This window comes from Cryobacterium sp. TMT2-10 (genome assembly GCF_004403075.1).
Classification (GTDB): domain Bacteria; phylum Actinomycetota; class Actinomycetes; order Actinomycetales; family Microbacteriaceae; genus Cryobacterium; species Cryobacterium shii.
Genome location: NZ_SOGW01000022.1, coordinates 1 through 19,261, shown reverse-complemented (window position 1 = coordinate 19,261; position 19,261 = coordinate 1). Strand labels below are relative to the sequence as shown.

General features: G+C 67.1%; 18 protein-coding genes and 1 tRNA gene. 13 read left to right on the top strand and 6 right to left on the bottom strand.

The genetic code is table 11. From position 1 onward, the window contains the following. Positions 1-161 precede the first annotated feature (161 nt). The 3 genes from mvaD to E3T37_RS01985 are packed head-to-tail and all read left to right on the top strand — an operon-like array spanning position 162 to position 4,577. Positions 162-1,172: a diphosphomevalonate decarboxylase gene (mvaD, locus tag E3T37_RS01995; protein WP_198415943.1), complete on the top strand. Its 1,011-nt coding sequence runs from the start codon at positions 162-164 to the stop codon at positions 1,170-1,172. A gap of 4 nt (positions 1,173-1,176) precedes the next feature. Continuing rightward, on the top strand, positions 1,177-2,223 hold the full coding sequence (locus E3T37_RS01990; protein WP_134365179.1) for a mevalonate kinase: 1,047 nt from the start codon (positions 1,177-1,179) through the stop codon (positions 2,221-2,223). Then, entirely contained in the window at positions 2,220-4,577 is a 2,358-nt protein-coding gene (locus E3T37_RS01985; protein WP_134365178.1) for a hydroxymethylglutaryl-CoA reductase, degradative, read from the top strand. Before E3T37_RS01990 ends, E3T37_RS01985 begins: the two co-directional genes overlap by 4 nt. Positions 4,578-5,293: 716 nt before the next feature. Here E3T37_RS01985 and E3T37_RS01980 read toward each other — a convergent pair. Then, positions 5,294-5,377 (bottom strand) — tRNA-Leu (locus E3T37_RS01980). A gap of 250 nt (positions 5,378-5,627) precedes the next feature. On the opposite strand from E3T37_RS01980, the gene E3T37_RS01975 reads away from it, so the two are divergent. From E3T37_RS01975 to pknB, 7 genes are all read left to right on the top strand, one after another. Then, the gene (locus tag E3T37_RS01975; RefSeq protein ID WP_134365177.1) at positions 5,628-6,383 is read left to right on the top strand and encodes a DUF3662 and FHA domain-containing protein; all 756 of its coding nucleotides are present in this window, start codon (positions 5,628-5,630) and stop codon (positions 6,381-6,383) included. Further along, a complete protein-coding gene (locus E3T37_RS01970; protein WP_134365176.1) occupies positions 6,380-6,961 on the top strand; it encodes an FHA domain-containing protein in 582 nt (193 codons plus the stop codon). The genes E3T37_RS01975 and E3T37_RS01970 overlap by 4 nt, the downstream gene beginning before the upstream one ends. A 4-nt stretch (positions 6,962-6,965) precedes the next feature. Then, positions 6,966-8,195: a PP2C family serine/threonine-protein phosphatase gene (locus tag E3T37_RS01965; protein WP_134365175.1), complete on the top strand. Its 1,230-nt coding sequence runs from the start codon at positions 6,966-6,968 to the stop codon at positions 8,193-8,195. Next, positions 8,179-9,576: an FtsW/RodA/SpoVE family cell cycle protein gene (locus E3T37_RS01960; protein WP_174235688.1), complete on the top strand. Its 1,398-nt coding sequence runs from the start codon at positions 8,179-8,181 to the stop codon at positions 9,574-9,576. Before E3T37_RS01965 ends, E3T37_RS01960 begins: the two co-directional genes overlap by 17 nt. After that, positions 9,576-11,027, top strand: coding sequence for a penicillin-binding protein 2 (locus tag E3T37_RS01955; protein ID WP_134365173.1), 1,452 nt, complete (start codon positions 9,576-9,578; stop codon positions 11,025-11,027). Before E3T37_RS01960 ends, E3T37_RS01955 begins: the two co-directional genes overlap by 1 nt. After that, positions 11,024-12,745 carry a protein kinase gene (locus E3T37_RS01950; protein ID WP_134365172.1) on the top strand — a complete coding sequence of 574 codons (1,722 nt, stop codon included), beginning with the start codon at positions 11,024-11,026 and terminating at the stop codon, positions 12,743-12,745. Before E3T37_RS01955 ends, E3T37_RS01950 begins: the two co-directional genes overlap by 4 nt. A gap of 63 nt (positions 12,746-12,808) precedes the next feature. Further along, positions 12,809-14,506: a Stk1 family PASTA domain-containing Ser/Thr kinase gene (pknB, locus tag E3T37_RS01945; protein WP_134365171.1), complete on the top strand. Its 1,698-nt coding sequence runs from the start codon at positions 12,809-12,811 to the stop codon at positions 14,504-14,506. Between the two features lie 17 nt (positions 14,507-14,523). Here pknB and E3T37_RS01940 read toward each other — a convergent pair whose 3' ends face one another. The 3 genes from E3T37_RS01940 to E3T37_RS01935 are packed head-to-tail and all read right to left on the bottom strand — an operon-like array spanning position 14,524 to position 16,133. Continuing rightward, the gene (locus E3T37_RS01940) at positions 14,524-15,162 is read right to left on the bottom strand and encodes an aminodeoxychorismate/anthranilate synthase component II (protein ID WP_134365170.1); all 639 of its coding nucleotides are present in this window, start codon (positions 15,160-15,162) and stop codon (positions 14,524-14,526) included. Then, on the bottom strand, positions 15,159-15,320 hold the full coding sequence (locus tag E3T37_RS16675; protein WP_166789101.1) for a DUF4175 domain-containing protein: 162 nt from the start codon (positions 15,318-15,320) through the stop codon (positions 15,159-15,161). The genes E3T37_RS01940 and E3T37_RS16675 overlap by 4 nt, the downstream gene beginning before the upstream one ends. Positions 15,321-15,329: 9 nt before the next feature. Continuing rightward, positions 15,330-16,133, bottom strand: coding sequence for a class E sortase (locus tag E3T37_RS01935; RefSeq protein ID WP_134365169.1), 804 nt, complete (start codon positions 16,131-16,133; stop codon positions 15,330-15,332). Between the two features lie 96 nt (positions 16,134-16,229). Here E3T37_RS01935 and E3T37_RS01930 point away from each other — a divergent pair, with 96 nt between their 5' ends. Next, the gene (locus E3T37_RS01930) at positions 16,230-16,475 is read left to right on the top strand and encodes a cell division protein CrgA (RefSeq protein ID WP_134365168.1); all 246 of its coding nucleotides are present in this window, start codon (positions 16,230-16,232) and stop codon (positions 16,473-16,475) included. A gap of 122 nt (positions 16,476-16,597) precedes the next feature. Here the strand turns inward: E3T37_RS01930 and E3T37_RS01925 are convergent, their stop codons facing one another. Both E3T37_RS01925 and E3T37_RS01920 read right to left on the bottom strand, forming a co-directional pair. Beyond that, entirely contained in the window at positions 16,598-17,440 is an 843-nt protein-coding gene (locus tag E3T37_RS01925) for a rhomboid family intramembrane serine protease (RefSeq protein ID WP_134365167.1), read from the bottom strand. 12 nt (positions 17,441-17,452) lie between these two features. Further along, entirely contained in the window at positions 17,453-17,992 is a 540-nt protein-coding gene (locus tag E3T37_RS01920; protein ID WP_134365166.1) for a peptidylprolyl isomerase, read from the bottom strand. Between the two features lie 124 nt (positions 17,993-18,116). Here E3T37_RS01920 and E3T37_RS01915 point away from each other — a divergent pair, with 124 nt between their 5' ends. After that, on the top strand, positions 18,117-18,644 hold the full coding sequence (locus E3T37_RS01915; RefSeq protein ID WP_134365165.1) for a hypothetical protein: 528 nt from the start codon (positions 18,117-18,119) through the stop codon (positions 18,642-18,644). A gap of 334 nt (positions 18,645-18,978) precedes the next feature. Continuing rightward, the coding region (locus E3T37_RS01910) for a hypothetical protein (RefSeq protein WP_134365164.1) at positions 18,979-19,261 on the top strand (283 nt) is incomplete at its 3' end.

Below are 19,261 nucleotides of genomic sequence, written 5' to 3'. Positions count from 1 at the left end.
CTTCGCGGCTCGCGTGCTCGTTCACCCACACCGGGCATAAAACGCACCCTTACATTATGAAGGGAGCGGTTTGAGATGTGCTGTGCGAATAGCGGCTGAACATCGATCTGCGGCCCCGGTCAGGCACGCTAAAATCGAGGGAATTCGATCGGAGCACCACTGTGGATCAACTCATCAATGGTGGCGCCACCGCCGCGGCCCGTGCGCACAGCAATATCGCGCTGGTCAAGTACTGGGGCAAGCGCGACGCCACCTTGAACACCCCCGCCGTCGGCTCGATCTCGGTCACCCTCGACGCCCTCTATACCGACACCCGGGTGACCTTCCGCAGCGATCTCACCGACGACGAGCTCTGGCTCGACGGATGCCGCAGCGACGCCACCCGCGTCCGTCGCGTGCTCGATCTGGTGCGCGGGTATGCCGCCAGCGCCGGTCACCCCGCCGGCGGACAGCACGCCGTCGTCTCCTCAACGAACAACTTCCCGACGGGAGCAGGCCTGGCCTCGTCGGCATCCGGGTTCGCCGCCCTCGTCGTGGCCGCCACGGGCGCCGCCGGCCTCGCCCTGCCCGCCCGGGAGCTGTCCATCCTCGCGCGCCACGGCTCCGGTTCGGCGGCCAGGTCGATCTTCGGCGGTTTCGCCGAGATGCACGCCGGCACCGCGTCCGACGGGTCGGACTCGTACGCCGAGGAGCTGCAGGGCCGGTCCGCCTGGCCGCTCGCGGTGGCCGTGGCCATCACCGAGCGCGGCGAGAAGTCGATCAACTCCACGATCGGCATGGTCGAGAGCGCGGCCACCTCGCCCTTCTATCCGGCCTGGCTCGACTCGGCCGACGGCGACCTCGCCGAGATGCGGGCCGCGATCGCCGCGCGCGACTTCACCCGGCTCGGGGAACTCACCGAGTACAACTGCCTCAAGCTGCACGCGCTGATGCTGTCGACCCGCCCCGCGCTGATCTACTGGAACGCCGCTACGGTGGCGGCCATGCATGCCGTGCGCGAACTGCGCTCCGGCGGCGTGCCCGCCTACTTCACCATCGACGCCGGGCCGCAGGTCAAGGTGCTCTGCCTGCCCGGTGACGCCGAAGAGGTGCGGCAGGCGCTGGCGGCCGTCCCCGGGGTGCACGAGGTACGGATGAGCACGCTCGGCCCGGGCGCGTACCGGCTGGAGTGAGCTCGTGACGATCCGAACATCCGCGCCCGGCAAGCTTTTCCTGCTCGGCGAGTACGCCGTGCTCGAGGGTGCGCCGGCCCTGTTGACGGCCGTCGACCGACGCGTCCTGGTGTCGATCGACGACATCGACGACCTCAACGACCCGGCATCCGGCGCCTGGCAGCTGACCGCCGCCGGCCTCGGCATCGGCATCGGCATCGAGAACCTAACCCTGAACACGGATGGCGCCCTGCCCGCGGGCCTCGATCCGCGGCTGCGCGCCCGGCTCACCCTGTTCGACGCCGTGCGCGAAACCGTCCTGGCCCGGGCGCCCCGGCCGGTCCGCCCGCTGCGGATCTCGATCGACAGCACCGCGTTCTCCCGGGGCGGCCACAAGCTCGGCCTGGGGTCGAGCGCCGCCGTGGCCGTCGCGCTGACCGCCGCCCTGGCCCGGTCCGCCGGGCTCGACCTCGGAAGCGAGGAGCTCTTCCGGCTCGCCCACGCGGCGCACCGGAGCGCGCAGAACGGCACCGGCAGCGGCGGCGACGTCGCCGCGAGCGTCTACGGCGGACTGATCGGCTACACCCCGGGCGCCGACCCCGTGCGGCTGCGCTGGCCGGCGGGACTGAGCCTGATGGCCGTCGTCACCGGCGAGGGGTCCCTGACCACCCGGCTGGTCGGCCGCGTCGCCGAGTACGCCGCCACGGATGCCGCGGGGTACGCAGCAGACCTGTCCCGTCTGGCGGGCCTGGCCGCACGAGCGGAGACGGCCCTGGCCGATCCCGCCGGTTTCCTCGGCCTGGCCGCCGACTATTTCGCGGCACTCGCCCTGCTCGACGCCCACGCCGGGGCGGGCATCGTGACGGAGCGCCACCTCGAGCTGCAGGCCTTCGCGCACCGGGAGGGCGGCGTCTTCAAGACCTCGGGAGCCGGCGGCGGTGACGTCGGCCTGGCATTCAGCCTCAGCGGCGAACCCACCGAACGTCTCTCCGCGGCACTCGAAGCCGCCGGTGCCACGGTCGTCCCTCTCGGTTTCTCCGCCCCCGGTCTGCAGGAAGGTTCCCTCGAATGAGCGACTCGCGCATCCCTAAGTTCTATCGTTTATCCGTCCCCGAACGCCTGCAGGTGCTCCACGACCGCGGTGTCCTCAGCGACGCCGATCACGCCGCGCTCCGAGACGGCGACTCCTCCCTCGACGTGGAGACCGCCGACCGTCTGATCGAGAACGTGATCGGAGTGTTCTCCCTGCCGATGGGACTCGGCTTGAACTTCCGCGTCAACGAGCGCGACTACCTGGTGCCGATGGTGGTCGAGGAACCGTCCATCGTCGCCGCGGTGAGTTCCACGGCCCTGCTGGTGCGCCAGGCCGGCGGGTTCACCAGCGTCGCGGACGAGTCGCTGCTGATCGGTCAGATCCAGGTCGTCGACGTCGACGATCCCGAGGGCGCCCGCCTGGCCGTACTCGCCCGCAGCCGGGAGATCATCGCCCTGGCCGACAGCGGGCATCCGAACATGGCGGCCCGCGGCGGCGGCGCGCGCGGCGTCGAGGTGTTCCTGCGCGGGGAGACCGCGCAGAACGGCGAGCTGCTGGTCGTGCATCTCAGCGTGGACACCCGGGATGCGATGGGCGCGAACCTCGTCAACTCGATGTGCGAGGCGCTCGCGCCGTTGATCGAGGAGATCACCGGCGGGCGCGTCTTCCTGCGCATTCTCTCCAACCTCACGGATCGCGCCCTGGTGCGTGCGCGGGCCGTGATTCCGCACGCGCTGCTGGCGACCGGGGAATTCATCGGCGAGCAGGTGCGCGACGGCATCGTTCTGGCGAATGAATTCGCCGCGATGGACCCGTACCGGGCGACCACGCACAACAAGGGCATCATGAACGGGGTCGACGCCGTCGCCCTCGCCACGGGCAACGACTGGCGGGCGATCGAGGCTGCCGCGCACGCGTATGCCGCGCGGGGCATGCGCTACGCGCCGCTGACCGACTGGAGCGTCAACGAGCACGGCGAGCTGGTCGGCGAGCTGACCATGCCCCTGAAGGTGGGAACGGTCGGCGGCCAGGTCGAGTCGAACCCCGCGGTGCGGCTCGCGCGCACCATCCTCGGCGTGTCCTCCGCCCGGGAACTGGCCGAGGTGATGGCGGCCGTCGGCCTGGCGCAGAACCTGGCTGCGCTCAAGGCGCTGTCCACCAGAGGCATCCAGCACGGCCACATGCGGCTGCACGCGCGGGCCGTGGCGGCCGCGGCCGGCGCCCAGGGAGCCAGGTTCGACGAGGTGGTCGAGAAACTCATCGCCGACGGCGAGATCAAGGTCTGGAAGGCCCGGCAGATCATGCAGGCCCTCGACGGCGCCGCGGCTTCCGCCGTGGCCGAGAATGCCGCCGCGACCGAGGGCACCTCCGAAGCCGAGACTCCCGCCGCCGTGACGGCGCCGCGCCCCGCGGCATCCGTCCTCGTCGCGGCGCAGCCTCCGGTCGCCCCCGGCGCCCCGGGACCCGATGCCCACGTCGGGTACGGCAAGATCATCCTGCTGGGCGAACATTCCGTGGTCTACGGCCACCATGCCATCGCGGCGCCGATCGGCCTGTCCGTGCGGGCCGAGGCCACCCGGACGACGTCGTCGGCTGAGCCGGTGATCGCTGACTGGAGCGTGGACGGGTCCTTACGCGAACCGATCCGGGAGGATATCTCGCACCGGGTCGCTGCCCTGATCACCGGGCGCCTCGGCGTGCCCGCCGCGGGCCTCCGCGTCGAGGTCTTCTCCGACCTGCCGCGGGCGAGCGGCCTGGGAGCGTCCGCCGCCTTCGCCGTGGCCGTCATCCGCGCGGTGGCCAGCCGCTTCGACCTGCGGCTCAGCGACGCCGAGGTGTCGAACCTGGCCTTCGAGTGCGAGCGGATCGTGCACGGCACCCCGTCGGGCATCGACAACACCGTCGCCACCTTCGGCCGCCCGGTCCTGTTCCGAAAGACGGATGCCGCCGGCGGGCACGAGATCCACGATATCGTCACGCCCTATCCGATCCCGGTCGCGATCGGGCTGTCCGGGGTGCACGCCCTCACCTCGCAGACCGTCAGCCTGGTGCGCACCGCCTGGCAGAAGAACCCGGCACGCTACGACTCGATCTTCGCCCAGATCGACGCATTGGTCCTGGCCGGGGTGGACGCGCTGCGGCATGGAGACATCGCCGAACTGGGCGAGTTGATGAACATCAACCAGGGTCTATTGAACGCCCTGCAGGTGTCGAGCCCGGAGATCGAGCAGCTCGTGGCCATCGCCCGCCGCGCCGGAGCCCTCGGGGCGAAACTGACCGGCGGCGGGGGTGGCGGCGCCATGATCGCCATCGCCGAACCCGGCGGCACGGAACCGATCATTGCCGCCATGCGCCGCGCCGGGTTCGCCACTTACCTGACGGAGCTCCGTTGACGGCGAGCGACGCGCCGCAATCCGAACCTTAATTCGATTTTTCGGATTCATCTCCTCGCCCTTCGGTGTTCACTCCACCGGCCTGTAAATGCCACTTTTCACAGCGTGGGTGCGGAGTTATCCACAAGTGGAATCCCAGTCAGGACAACACACAGACGGCTGTTTTCACATTTTCTACACAGAGTTGTCCACAGGCCTGTGGAGAGAATCATCTTCTACTCTTTGGGTGCTCGATCTGTCTGACGGGCGCAGCCGGTCCCTTCATCCGAACAGGCACCGCGTAAGCCCGTCGTACCCCCGACTCAGCCGCCTTCTTCTTCCTCTTCCTCCTCGTCTCCTTCCTTTTCTTCGCCGAGCCGTGAGTATCGCCCCCTTTTCGCGCCGGCGGAGGGGCGGTACTCACGGCTCGGCGAAGTTGCGGGCGCCGCGTTATCGCCGCCGCACGCCACCCTGGTGGTCCCACGGGCAACACCAGTCTCAAGTGCCACGGGCGGCGCGGGACGAGCCCGGGCCATCCGCGGCCACGACTCCTCACCTGGAAGCAGGGCGCCGGCAACGGCCTCGACCTGATCACCCGCGTCACCGGCGCCCCGGCCGCGACGTCGGCACCGGCCGTCGCACACCACCTGATTGAGCGCCACGGACTCCAGAAACGACGAAAGGCCCCCGATTGCTCGGGGGCCTTTCTTGTCCGACCGGGGTCTTTCAACCCTGTGTGCGCGAGGGGGGACTTGAACCCCCACGTCCTTTCGAACACTGGCACCTGAAGCCAGCGCGTCTGCCAATTCCGCCACTCGCGCGAACTTTTGAAGATTAGCATTTCCGGGACCACTTCGCCATTCGAGAGCCGTGAGCCGTGAAACCGGTCCGGAAACGGAGACGATGAAGCCGAGATGGCACCACTTCCGGAGGGGAGCGATCAGGCCGAGATAAGGCGAGACAGGATCGCTCCCGTAGGATGACAACTCCTGCCGTCAGTTGCCGGGCAGGTGAGTTAACACTTGAGACAAGTAACATGCTCATAGCCGAAAGGATCGGATCGGGAGACCTGTGGGCATTCTGGATAGTTTTGAAAAGGGCCTTGAGCGCGCCGTCAACGGTGCTTTCGCCAAAACCTTCAAGTCGGGCCTGCAGCCGGTGGAAATCACCTCGGCGCTGCGCCGCGAACTCGACACGAAGGCCGCTGTCGTGTCCCGCGACCGCATCCTCGCGCCCAATCGCTTCACGGTCCGCATGAGCCACGCCGACTTCCAGCGCATGTCCGCCCTCGGCCAGACGCTCATCGACGAACTCACCGGCCTGGTGCAGCAGCACGGCCGTGAGCAGCGCTACCAGTTCGCCGGCGGCGTCTCGATCAGCCTGTCCGACGACCGCGGCCTCAGCGAGGGCATGGTGCAGATCGACTCCAGCACGGTCAAGGGCGGCGTGGCCTGGATCCCGGTGGTCGAGGTCAACGGCAAGCGCTACCCCCTGACCCAATCCCACACGGTGATCGGTCGCGGCAGTGACGCCGACATCACGGTCGACGACTCGGGCACCTCCCGCCGCCACGTCGAGATCCTCTGGGACGGCACCCGTGCACAGGTGCGCGACCTCGGTTCCACCAACGGGTCCCAGCTCAACGGGTCGCCCGTCTCGCAGGCCATCCTCGAACCCGACTCCGTCGTCACGATCGGGCGAACCCGCATCATCTTCCGGGTGATCGCCCAGGCCTCGGCCGGCGAACCCGTCAGCGAGCGTCGCAGTGATGCCGCCCGCGACCGCGACCGCCATGACATGGGCGGATTCTGGGGGCCCTCCGCATGAGCGTCAGTGAACTCACCCTGCTCGTGCTGCGCCTCGGCTTCCTGCTGTTGCTGTGGCTCTTCATCTTCGGCATCGTCTACGCCCTGCGCAGCGACCTGTTCGGCCAGCGGGCCCGCAAGATGCAGCCGGATGCCGCGACCGCCCCGCCCGCCCCGTTCCCGAGTGCCGCGCCCGTCTCCCTCACCCAGCCCCCCGTCCCGGCAGCCTCGGCCTCGGCGAAGACGGAGCAGTTCACGGCCCGGCCGAGCCCGGCCGCCGGCGGCGCTCCGGAGAACGCGAACGCCAGGAACGCGACCCGCCTGGTGATCACGTCAGGCCCGAAGGCCGGCACCGAGTTCCCGTTGACCGGTGAATCGATCACCATCGGCCGGTCGGGCGACTCCAGCCTCGTCATCCGTGACGACTACACGTCCACCCATCACGCTCGCCTGATGCTCTGGCATGACGAGTGGATGATCCAGGACCTCGACTCCACCAACGGAACCTTCCTCGCTGGCAATCGCCTCGCGGTGCCGACCCCCGTGCCACTGAACACCCCCGTCAAAATCGGCGCGACCAGCTTCGAGCTCCGGCGGTAGCTCCATGGCGACAGTCAGCAACAGCGCGGCCGTGTCCCACGTTGGAAAAATCCGGTCCAACAACCAGGACTCCGGGTATTCCGGGCGCCACCTCTTCGTCGTTGCCGACGGCATGGGCGGGCATGCGGGCGGCGACGTCGCGTCCGCCATCGCCACCAAGCGCATCGTGGAGGCCGACCAGGACTACCGGTCCCCCCAGGATGCCGAATTCGCCCTGCAGGCCGCACTCATCGCCGCCAACTCGCAGTTGGCCGAGACCGTGTTCGAACACCCCGAGCTCACCGGGATGGGCACCACCGTCAGCGCCCTGATCGTGCTCGAAGACGAAGTCGCCATCGCGCACATCGGCGACTCCCGCATCTACCTCCTGCGCGAGGGCGTACTGTCCCAAATCACCATCGACCACACCTTCGTGCAGCGGCTGGTGGACAGCGGCCGCATCACCGAGCAGGAAGCCATGGTGCATCCGCGCCGTTCCGTGCTCATGCGCGTCCTCGGTGACGTCGAAGCGTCGCCCGAGATCGACACCTCCATCCTCGCCACCTTTTCCGGCGACCGCTGGCTGATCTGCTCCGACGGGCTCAGCGGTGTGGTCTCCAACGTGGGCATCGCGGCGGCCCTCAAGTCCGACCTCGACGCCCAGGCGGTCGCGGACCGACTGGTCAAGGAGAGCCTCGACGGCGGCGCCCCCGACAACGTCACGATCGTCGTCGTCGACATCGGCACCGGTGCCGAGCGGGTCGACCTGCCCACCGTGGTCGGGTCGGCATCCGCCCCTCTGGCCTTCGGTGAAGAGCCCGGCCGCAGCCGGGCACTGCGCATGTCCAGCCTGCGCCTGCACCCGGTGCGCGAGACGCACTTCGAGCCGGACTCGCAGGATTACCTCTCCGAGCTGATCGAAGAAGACAACCGCCGGGCCCGCCGCCGCAAGATCACCTGGCTGGTCGGAATCATCCTGCTGGTCCTCGCCATCGTCGGCGCCGCGGTCCTCGGCTACCGGTGGACCCAGACCCGCTACTTCGTCGGGGTCGAAGGCAGCACCGTGGCCATCTACCAGGGCATTCAGCAGGACCTCGGCCCGATCTCCCTCTCCTCGCTCTATGAGGACACCAACCTGGAGGTGTCCGAACTGCGCGTCTTCGACCGCCAGCAGGTCGAACAAACCATCAGTGCAAGCTCCCTCACGGACGCGTTGCTCATCGTCGAACGGCTCCATGATGCCAGTGTCCAGTAACCGCTCCACGACCACGGATGCGCCCGCGCGCCCGGGTCGCGTGCGCCGCCTCCACCTGCCGCAGAAGCTGCGCAACCTCGAGCTGTTCCTGCTGCTCATCGCCTGTGGCATCAACGCCGCCACGGTCGTGCTCGTTCAGCTCGGCGCCCTCGGTCGCATCGACACCACCCTCGTGCTGCTGGGAGCCGGTCTGTCCGTCCTGGTTCTCGGCATGCACGTCGTGCTGCGCGCGGTGGCCCGCGAGGCCGACCCGTTCATCCTGCCGATCGCCACCCTGCTCAACGGTCTCGGCATCGCCATGATCTACCGGATCGACCTTGCCAACAAGGAATCTGGCTGGGCCAGCGCGGCCGTGCGCCAGACCGTGTGGAGCGCTCTGGCGATCGCCTGCGCGATCGCGGTCGTGCTGATCATCCGCAATCACCGCGTGCTGTTCCGCTACACCTACATCGCCGGTTTCGTCGGTGTCGCCCTACTGCTCCTGCCGCTGGTGCCGGGGCTGGGCCGTGAGGTCAGCGGAGCGCGTGTGTGGATCGGGGTCGGCTCCTTCGCCACGTTCCAGCCCGGCGAGATCGCGAAGATTGCGCTGGCCGTCTTCTTCGCCGGCTATCTGGTGCGCAACCGCGACAGCCTCTCCATGGTGGGCAAGAAATTCCTCGGCATGCGGTTCCCGCGCCTGCGCGACCTCGGCCCGATCCTGGTCGTCTGGGCCCTCTCGATGTCGGTCATCATCTTCCAGCGCGACCTCGGTACCGCGCTGCTGTACTTCGGCCTGTTCCTGGTCATGCTCTACGTGGCCACCGGTCGGCTCAGCTGGGTGCTCCTCGGCATGTCCCTCTTCCTCGGCGGCGCCCTCATTGCCAGCCAGACCCTCGACTACGTCAACGGACGGTTCACGAACTGGCTGGATGCGCTCAACCCCGACGTCTACGGAGCCGACGGCGGCAGCTACCAGCTGGTGCAGGGTCTCTTCGGTCTCGCCAAGGGCGGTCTTCTCGGCACCGGCCTCGGCCAGGGCCGCCCGGACATCACCCCGGTCCCCCAGAGCGACTACATCATCGCGAGCCTCGGCGAGGAACTCGGGCTGGCCGGCCTCTTCGCCATCCTCGCCCTGTACCTGCTCTTCGTTGCCCGCGGCTTCCGTATCGGCTTCGCCGGCAATGACGACTTCGGCAAGCTCCTCGCCGTCGGCCTCTCGTTCGTGGTGGCACTCCAGTGCTTCATCGTGATCGGCGGCGTCACCCGGGTGATCCCGCTCACCGGCCTGACCACGCCGTTCCTGGCGGCCGGTGGCTCCTCCCTGGTGGCCAACTGGATCATTGCGGCCCTACTTCTGCGCCTGTCGGACACGGTGCGCAACCAACCAAGGCTGGTGGTCTGATGAATCGCGAACTCAAGCGTGTCAGCATCGTGGTGCTGCTCATGTTCCTGGCTCTGCTCGGCTCGACGACGGTCATCCAGGTCTTCCAGGCCGACAGCCTGTCAGCGGATGCCCGCAACACCCGCACGCTCTACGACAGCTACGCCGTCGAACGCGGCGCCATCCTCGTCGCCGGTGAACCCATCGCCCAGTCCATGCCGGTGGACGACGACTACAAGTTCCAGCGCACTTACAGCAACGGGCCCCTCTACGCGCCCGTCACCGGCTTCATCCCACTCAACGGCGCTCCGACCGGCCTCGAACACGCGATGAACGCAGAACTGAGTGGCACGTCGAACGCGCAGTTCTTCGAAAAAGTCAACGGCCTGATCACGGGCAAGAATCCCAAGGGCGCGTCAGTGGAGGTCACGATCGACCCGGTCGCGCAGCAGGCGGCCTGGGATGCCCTCGGCAACCTCACCGGCTCAGTGGTCGTGACCGAGCCGAAGACCGGGCGCATCCTGGCCATGGTCTCCAAGCCCAGCTACGACACGAACCTCCTCACGGTTCATGACAACCAGCAGGTCGCCGACACCTACCAATCGCTGCTCAACGACGATAGCGACCCGCTGATCAACCGCGGCATCAACGCCCTCAACCCTCCCGGCTCGGTGTTCAAACTGGTCGTGGTGACCGCCGCCCTGGAATCGGGCAAGTTCACCCCCGAGAGCGCGTTCCCGAACCCGGGCACGTTCCAGCTGCCCGGATCCAGCGCGGTCGTCATCAACTCGGGCGGCGGGACGTGTGGCGGCGGCGACACCGTGACCATCGCGACGGCGCTGCGGCTCTCCTGCAACATCCCGATGGCGGAACTGGGGCTGCAACTGGGCGACAAGGCCATCCGGGACACGGCCGAGAAGTTCGGTTTCAACTCGGATTACACGGTGCCGCTCGACGTCTCCCAGAGTGTGTACCCCACCGATCTCGACGATGCGCAAACGGCACTGTCGGCGTTCGGCCAGACCGATGTGCGGGCCACGAACCTGCAGATGGCCATGGTGTCGGGCACGATCGCCAACGGCGGCATGGCGATGGCGCCCAACCTCGTGGAGAAGGTGATCGCCCCGGATCTGAGTCCGCTTCAGGTCTTTGAACCCAAAACGATGAAGCGCGTGATGAGCGCCGAAACGGCGGCCACAATCACCCAAATGATGGTCAATGGAGTCCAGGACGGCGCCGCCAGCAATGCAAGAATAGATGGGGTCAAGGTGGCAGGTAAAACGGGCACGGCGGAGAACGCCGAGGACGAGCCTTACACCTTGTGGTTTACCGGATTCGCTCCTGCGGAGGATCCGAAATACGCGATCACCGTTCTCGTCGAGGATGGCGGGGGACTTGGACAGACGGGGTACGGCAATCTTGTTGCCGCACCCATTGCAAAGCAGGTACTAGAGGCGGTGCTGAACAAATGAGACCCACATCAGGGCTCACCTTCGGGGGACGATACGAACTGCAGTCCCGGATCGCCATTGGCGGCATGGGTGAGGTTTGGAAGTCCGTCGACCTCGTAATCGGACGCACGGTCGCCATCAAGATCCTGAAGGACGAGTACCTCGGTGACCCTGGATTCCTCGAGCGCTTCCGTGCCGAGGCCCGCCACGCAGCCCTCGTCAATCACGAAGGCATCGCCAACGTGTTCGACTATGGCGAAGAGGACGGCAGCGCGTTCCTGGTGATGGAGCTCGTTCCCGGCGAGGCGCTCTCGACCATCCTCGAGCGCGACCACGTCCTCCCGACCGACAAGGTCCTCGACATCGTGGCCCAGACCGCGGCCGCACTGCACGCCGCGCACGCCGCGGGCCTGGTACACCGCGACATCAAGCCGGGCAACCTCCTCATCACCCCCGACGGCCGGGTCAAGATCACCGACTTCGGAATCGCCCGCATCGCCGACCAGGTCCCGCTCACCGCGACCGGCCAGGTCATGGGCACCGTGCAGTACCTCTCGCCGGAGCAAGCCAGCGGACGCTCCGCCTCCCCGACCACAGACATCTACTCCCTGGGGATCGTCGCCTACGAAAGCCTCGCCGGCCGGCGCCCCTTCACCGGGGAGTCCCAAGTCGCCATCGCCATGGCGCAGATCAACGAGATCGCGCCCGACCTTCCGGAGACCGTGTCCGAGCCGGTGCGCAACCTGGTGATTTCCTGCCTGGCCAAGAACCCGGCGGACCGCCCGGCCTCGGCCGCGCACCTCTCCCGCGCCGCGGCGGCCCTGCGTCGCGGCGATATTGCCGCTGCGGCGGCATCCGTTCCCGCCATCATGAACGGCGTCACGCCAACCTCCGCGACCATGCTGATGCCCGGTGCCGGCAGCATGGACGCGACCACCGTCCTGCCCACCGGCGCGCCGGCCACGCGCACCTCGGTGGCCGCTGCTGGAGCCGACGCCGAAGCCGAGGGCACCAAGAAGCGCAGCCCGTGGACCTGGCCGTTGATCGCACTGATCGCCGTGCTCGTGCTGGTGCTGACCGGAACCCTGATCGCGCTCTTCACGCAGGATGCCGGCACGCCGTCACCTTCGGCGTCAACGTCCCAGAGCGCCAAGCCGACGCCGAAGGCCACACCGAAAGCGACGCCGTCGTCCGCGCCCGCGCCTACCGCCACGACCCCGCCGGCCGCCACCACCGTGCAGGTGAATCTGTCCGACTTCCAGGGGCTGACCAGCTCGGAAGCCCGTGACAAGCTCTCGGAGATGGGATTCGTCGCCGACGTGCAGACCGGCAATGCCTCCACCACGCCGGAGCAGGTTGCCGACACCGTCTACGACGTCAACCCGACCGGGCCGGTAAAGAAGGGTGAGAAGATCACCGTCAAGGTCTACGCCCCGGCTGTATCCCCTGACGCCCCGACCGCTGCCCCGACCGCGGCGCCTGCGACGGTCGCGCCCGGGGGCACCGTGACGGTCAGCTGGGCGGCGCAGTCGTGCCCGAGTGGCCAGACCCTGTCCGGCTACGAGGTTCTCGCCGAAGGCCAGGACGCAGTGTCCCCGGGTCCCGTGGGCCCCGATGCCACCACAGCCACCGTCACGGCAGGACCGGCAGTCGGCACGTTCACGGTCAAGTTCCGCTATTTCTGCGGCCAGACGGAATCCGACTGGTCGGCATCCTCGACCCCGGTCGTCGTCAAGTAAAGGCGTCCCTCACGTTCCGGGTAAAGTTGGAAAATCTGTGTCCGCAAGCTGGGGAGTATCGCTTTGACTGATGAAGGCCGTCTTCTCGCTGGTCGGTACCGGGTCGGAGCTCTCATCGGGCGAGGTGGCATGTCCGACGTGCACATCGGCACCGATTCCCGGCTCGGCCGCACGGTCGCCATCAAGCTCCTCAAGTCCTCGCTCGCCGCCGACCCCGCGTTCCGCACCCGCTTCCGCCAGGAAGCCCAGGCCGCTGCACGCATGGCTCACCCCACGATCGTGCGGGTTTTCGACGCCGGCGAAGAGACGGTGATCGAGAACAGCGGCCAAGAGGCCCAGATTCCGTTCATCGTTATGGAGCACGTCGATGGCCGGCTGCTCAAGGACATCATCCGTGAGGGCCCGATCGACTCGGCCGAGGCCGTGCGAATCATCGAAGGCGTTCTGACCGCCCTCGAGTATTCGCACCGCGCGGGCGTCGTGCACCGGGACATCAAGCCGGGCAACATCATGATCACGAAGGCCGGCCAGGTCAAGGTCATGGACTTCGGCATCGCCCGGGCCATTTCCGATTCCTCGACGACGGTGGCGCAGACCACCGCGATCCTGGGCACGGCGTCCTATTTCTCGCCCGAGCAGGCCAAGGGCGAATCCGTGGATGCCCGCACCGACCTGTACTCCACCGGCGTGGTGCTGTTCGAGATGCTGGCCGGGCGCACGCCGTTCCGCGGTGACTCTCCCGTGGCCGTTGCCTACCAGCACGTCAGTGAGACCCCGGTCAAGCCGAGCTCGATCAACAAGAAGGTGTCACCGGCCCTCGACTCCGTTGTGATGCACGCCCTCGCCAAGGACCGGTTCCAGCGGTATCAGAGCGCGGTCGAATTCCGGAACGACGTCGAGACAGCCGCCTCGGGCCAGATCCCGGTTCACCGCAACGCCGACGATGCCGGTGCCGGGCTGTTCGGTTCCCCGCCGCCGTCCGCCTCCGGCTCCGAGCTGGCCCTCAAGCAACTCGCCGAAGACGAGACCATGGTGCGCACCCAGCGTCGCCCGCCGGTCATCTGGATCTGGGCGGGCATCCTGAGCGTCGTCGTCATCGTCATCTCGGTCATGATCTGGGCATTCAGCCTCACGCCGAGCAGCGATCTGCCGGACAACTCCCGCAGGGTGCCCTCCCTCACCGGGCTCAGCTACGACAACGCGCAGAACAAGCTTCTCGACCTGGACCTCGCGGCCACCATGGCCGAGGAGGCCAGCGCCACCGTGCCCAAGGGAGAGGTCACTCGCACCGACCCTCCGGCCGGTACGATCGCCCAGCCCGCCGACGTCATCAAGGTCTTCGTCTCCACCGGCGCACAGCCGGTCGATGTTCCCGACACCACCAATCAGCCCCTGGCAGACGCTCAGGTCGCGATCACGGCGTTCGGCCTCATCCCGGGGTCGGTCACCCGGGAGAACTCCGCGACAATCGCCTCCAACCTCGTGCTGCGCACCACCCCGGCCGGCGGGAGCCCGGAGAAGACCGGCGTCACGGTCGACTTCATCGTCTCCAGCGGTCTCGTCACGCTGGATGATCTCAAAGGCCAGACCCTCAGCGCCGCGAGCGACCTGCTCGAGGGGGCGGACGTTCAGTTGGTTGCGATCCCCACCCCGGACAACACCTGCCCGTCCGTGTCAGGTTCACCGGTACTCAAGCAGTCCCTCGCTGCCGGCGACGTGCCGCAGAAGTCACAGGTCGAGCTCTTCTACTGCGCCGGCTGAGACTTCTCGGGCCGGCCTCAGCTGCGCTTGAGCATGGGCGTCAGGCCCTTCGCGGTTTCCTGCGCCTCCGGGAGCCCGGCCAGAGCGAGCCAGTTGCCCAGCATCCGGTAGCCGCCCTCGGTCAGAACCGACTCGGGGTGGAACTGCACGCCCAGGATCGGCGCGATGACATGCCGCAACCCCATGATCACGCCGCCCTCGGTGCGCGAGGTCACGATGAGGTCATCGGGCACGGTGTCGTCGACCACTGCCAGCGAGTGATACCGCGTCGCCGTGAACGGCTGCGGAACACCCTGATAGAATCCGCTCTCGTCGTGCGTGATCAGGCTCGTCTTGCCGTGCATGAGCTCGTCCGCGTTGGTCACCGTTGCGCCGAAGGCCTCGGCGATGGCCTGGTGCCCGAGACAGACTCCGAAAAGAGGCAGCCCTGACGCGAGCGCGGCCCTGACGATGGCGATCGAGACGCCGGCGTCGGCGGGCTTACCGGGCCCCGGGGAGACCAGCACGCCGTCGAATTCCGCGATGCGCGCCGCGGCATCTTCCGGGGGGAAGGCATCATTTCGAAGCACCACGGTCTCGGCGCCGAGCTCCATCAGATAACCGTTGAGCGTGTAGACGAAGCTGTCGTAATTGTCGATGACGAGGATGCGGGTCATGGGCTTCCCACCGTGGCTTCCTGATTGTTGAGGATGACGTCCACCCAGGGGAACACCCAGGTGGAGAGAACGGACAGTACGCCCGCCAGCAGAATGAAGACGAGCAGGACCCGCACCCACACCGGGCCGGGCAGGATGCGCCACAGGACAGCGTACATCGGAGTCTCCTACCCCTTGGCCTGGACGGCGATGAGCGCCGCGAGTTCGGTCGGTGGTCCGGCGGCTATCGGCTGCCAGCTCTCGAGCACCCCGTAGGCGATGATGCGCTCGGCCGTGGAATAGAAGGGGTTGCAGCTGGTGAGGGTGACCAGCCGGTCCACCGGAGCCAGGTCGGGCTCGTGTGGAACCGCATCGAGCACGGCAACCGTTTCGGGCGAGACGTATTCGAGGTCACGGAACCGATAGGTGTAGTAACCGTCCGCGGTCTGAACGTAGATGGCGTCGCCGAGCTGCAGCTGGTGGATGAGGTGCATTGCGCCGCCGTTGGCGCTGCGGTGCGCGGCGATGGCGAAGTTCCCCACCTCCCCGGGCATCTGGGTGCCGGGATAGTGGCCGATTCCGAGACGAGGACTGTTGAGGACGTCCATGCCAGTGCCCTCGGCGATCGTGCGGTGGTAGTCGTCTCCGAAACGCGGCACGTAGAGAACGGCGAACGGATCCGCCTCGGCCGGAGGCGCCGCAACGACCGGGTTGCCATAGTCTGCGGAAGCCGGCACGGGAAGGGTGTGATCCTGGGCGGCGTGGTCGTCGGAGATCCAGACCTGACTGATCTTCGCGGCCGCCTGGGACTGCTGGTCGGCCATGATCATGTCATTCCACCAGAGCTGCCAGCCGAGGAACAGCATCACCAGAGCCCCCGCGGTGATGAGAAGCTCACCAAGAACCCCGACGACGCTGACGCGGCGACGACGATTCCTGCGCCGGGACCGACGGGTTGCCTCGACTGCGGGCAGATCGGGGCTCTCGGACATGATGTCGATTCTAATCGCGGAGGTTCCCTCCGCCCACCGGTCCGCCTGTGGGCACGCCTGCGGCCTGTTTCAGTCAATGACGCTAGAATCGCAGGCATGTCACGCACGAATCCCCGCACAAAGCCCGCCCGTACCGAGGCCGTTCGCTCCGGCGAGGCTGGGCCGAACGCCGTGTGGTTCAAACCGGTGATGTTCGGTTTCATGCTGCTCGGACTGGCCTGGATCATCGTCTTCTACGTGAGCCAGGGCACGTTGCCGGCTCCGGGCCTCGGCTCGTGGAACATTCTGGTCGGGTTCGGGATCGCCTTCATCGGCTTCCTGATGACCACCCGCTGGCGCTGATCCGGCCGCCCCGCGGGGCGTGAATGACAACGGTGTAATTATCCCCATGGTGTGGACAAACCTGTGGATAACTCCGAAGCCCGGGGATAACCGTCAGGCTGGCCGTCCCGCCGATGGGGCTCTCAGCCCAGGAACTTCACGAAGCCCAGGGCCAGCAGCACAACGCCGAAACCGGCGAGGAGTCCGGTCTGCAGCGTCTGCTGCCTGATCCGTCGTGTCTGCACGAAGATCAAGCCGATGCTCGCCCCGGCGATCAGGCCGCCCACGTGCGCCTGCCAGGCGATGTTGAAGCCGGGTACGAACCCGATCACGAGGTTGATGCCGACCAGGATCAGCAGCTGGGTCGAATTGCCGCCCAGGCGCCGCTGGATGACCAGGAACGCACCCATCAGGCCGAAGATCGCGCCGGAGGCCCCCACCACGGGCACGAGGGGATCGGACAGGAAGAGCACTCCCAGTGAACCCGCCAGGCCGCTCAGGAGGTAGAGGGCGAGGAAACGCCACCGGCCCAGCATCTCCTCGAGGATCTGACCGAAGATCCAGAGCGTGTACATGTTGAGCAGAACGTGGAAGATCAGGCCCGTGGAGTGCACGAAGACGGTGGTCAGCATCCGCCACGGCTCGAAGCTGCCGGGATAGGAATAGATGCCGGCGTAGAGCAGTTTGTCGGTCACGCCCAGGCCAGGGATGAGCTGGAGGAGGAAGACCGCGACCGTGATGACGATGATCGAGGACGTGACCGGGTGGGAACCGCTGCCGGAGAAGCGGGTCAGGATGGCCGGCTTCGTTCGAGGGGCGCTTCGGCGCTGTTCGTTCATGCACTCGGGGCAGATCACGCCCACCGCGGCCTGGGTCTGGCAATCGGGGCAGATGGTGCGGCCGCAGCGCTGGCAGAGGATGAAACTCGGCCTGCCCGGATGCCGGTAGCAGTAGTTAGCAGCGGCTGTTCCGGGCAGGTCGGTCATCGGGGTCGGAGCCTAGACCTGCTCGACGGTGACGCTCTCGATGACAACGTCGGTCAGCGGGCGGTCACGGCCGTCGGTGGGGACGGTCGCGAGCTTGGCGACGATGGCACGCGATTCTTCGTCTTCGACGGCGCCGAAGATGGTGTGCTTGCCCTGGAGCCAGGTGGTGGGGACGACGGTGATGAAGAACTGCGAACCATTGGTGCCGCGGCCCCCCTGGATACCGGCGTTCGCCATGGCGAGCACGTACGGCTGGGTGAAGTCGAGGTCGGGGTTGATTTCGTCGTCGAACTGGTAACCCGGTCCGCCGGTGCCCTGGCCGAGCGGGTCGCCGGCCTGGATCATGAAGTCCTTGATGATGCGGTGGAAGACCGTTCCGTCATACAGAGGAGCGGTGGAGGTCTGACCCGTGGCGGGGTGCTTCCACTCGATCTCGCCCGTGGCGAGACCGACGAAGTTCTTGACGGTCTTCGGCGCGTGATTGCCGAAGAGGTTGACCTTGATCGGTCCGAGGGTGGTATTGAGTGTTGCTACCGCGGTGTGCTTTGACATGGGGTCAATTCTTGCACAGCCGGTTTGGTGGATTCCGTCCGGACACCCCGCACTCAGAGCCCTCCCAGACGATTGCGTGGCAAGATGGACATTGTTCGCCACATGACATCGATGGAGGGTCCAGATGAGCCTGTCACGCAAGCGCCGCAAGGAACTTACTCGGCTGCGTAAGAGCGCAGACGAATTATGGAACAACCAGCAGGAAGTGCTGGAGCGTGTAAACGCCCTGGCACGAGAGGCCAGCCGGCAGGCGGGTGTACTCACGCGTGAAGAAGTCGTCCCCAAGGTTCGCGAAAGCTACGACCAGATCGTGCGCCCCAAAGTGCAGGCCACCCAGGAACTCGCCGAAGGCGTGCGCCACCAGGTCGTCGACAAGGTACTGCCGGGCATCGGCACCGCCGTCGGCACGCTGATGAGCGTGGGCGACGTCGCCCACGACGCCCGCATTCGTGCCGCACTCAACCGCGTTCGCTTCCAGAAGCCCATCGTGGTCCAGAAGAAGGGACCCGGAGCCGGAACCTACATCGGCCTCGGTGTCGCCCTGGCCGCCGCCGTGGGTGTCGCCTACGCCGTCTGGCAGACGTTCCGCGCCGATGACGAGCTGTGGGTCGCCGAAGACGAGCCCGCCGCCGCAACGTCGGTCGAAGACTAACCGACAGTCTTTTCAGGGAGGACCCGCATCCGTTGGATGCGGGTCCTTCCTTTTTTCGTGCCCGGCGGCTGACCCTTCCGGGCCTCGTTTCCTTCGCCGAGCCGTGAGTTTTACCCCTTTTTCTTGCCTGAAAAGGGGCGATACTCACGGCTCGGCCGGGTTTCGGGCCCGGTTTTGCGGCGCCTCACCGGCCGGGGAATCCCACGAGTAACACCAGCCTCATTCGTAACTATCTGCGAAATACTTTNGCCTCATTCGTAACTATCTGCGAAATACTTTGGTAAATAGTTGAGATAGTCTCGACACCACGTACGCTTTTTGCTAAAATCGGGGCATGGCAGGAGCATCCGCACCGCAGTCACCAGCCGCCCCGGCAGAGGCGGCAGATTCACCTGTGCAGCTGATCCGGCGGGCGGGGTTGGCTGTGGCCGCCGCACTCGACTCCCTGACGTTATCGCGGCTCACCGACACCGACGCCCTGGCCGTCCTTGGCGCGGTGGAGCAGCTCGGCCGCCGGCTCGACGCGGCCAGGGTGTCTACGGCGACGGATGTCGCGGACCGCTCCCGCAGCATCCTCGGCCACGATTCCCTGGCCTGGAAACAGGGGGCCAGCAACG